Raw genomic sequence first — 608 nt, forward strand, 5'->3', positions numbered from 1 at the left:
GGCCGCCCGCAAACGCGGGGCGGTGAAAAGCCCCATGATTCCCGGCAAAAGCAGCGCCACGCGCGGCCGGAAGCTGGAGGCCCGCCAGCGCCGGGCCGCGCGGAAGCACTAAGCGCGGGCCCGCGGCGCCACCACCGGGTGCACGTGCTGCGAGCCCGTTGTACAGCGGCCAGACCCCTCCTTTCGCTTTTCCGACCGTGGCTGTTGCAGAAGTCAGGTCAACGACCTTGAAGGGCACCAAAGCGGGAAGCCAGCCGATGAAAAGGCCTGAAATGCGGCTTTTTTGGGCAGCTACGACCGCCACAACCCAAGCCATGAGACGAACAAGGACTTCTGCAACAGCCACGACCGTTTAAGTCAACTGGCCCCTATGTTTCCTTCTTTCTTGCCATGTTGTTTTCTGGAGTACCCGGCCGCGTCGTAGAACTGGCCGTTCGTGGCTACGCGCACGCCTTTGCCGCGGGCGAAGACTGGGACAACAACTGGCTGCGCGTGTTCCTGCGCGCGTGCTCCGACCAGGGTACTTGGCAGGTGGAGGTCCCGTGTTTGTTTTAGTGGGAGCTGGCCGCCCTGAGCGAATGTCTGGGCCAATGGAGCCGCAATGAACC

General features: G+C 63.2%; 1 protein-coding gene. It reads left to right on the forward strand.

What is annotated here, in order from left to right:
• Window positions 1-390 precede the first annotated feature (390 nt).
• The gene (locus ACP7AJ_RS21575; RefSeq protein ID WP_426062304.1) at window positions 391-555 is read left to right on the forward strand and encodes a WapI family immunity protein; all 165 of its coding nucleotides are present in this window, start codon (window positions 391-393) and stop codon (window positions 553-555) included.
• The last annotated feature ends 53 nt before the right edge of the window (window positions 556-608 follow it).

It is taken from the genome of Hymenobacter sp. B1770 (genome assembly GCF_049896385.1).
GTDB lineage: Bacteria > Bacteroidota > Bacteroidia > Cytophagales > Hymenobacteraceae > Hymenobacter.

Excerpts from the sequence above, each read along its gene's own strand:
- ACP7AJ_RS21575 (WP_426062304.1), top strand. The coding sequence starts at position 391 with ATGTTGTTTTCTGGAGTACCCGGCCGCGTCGTAGAACTGGCCGTTCGT.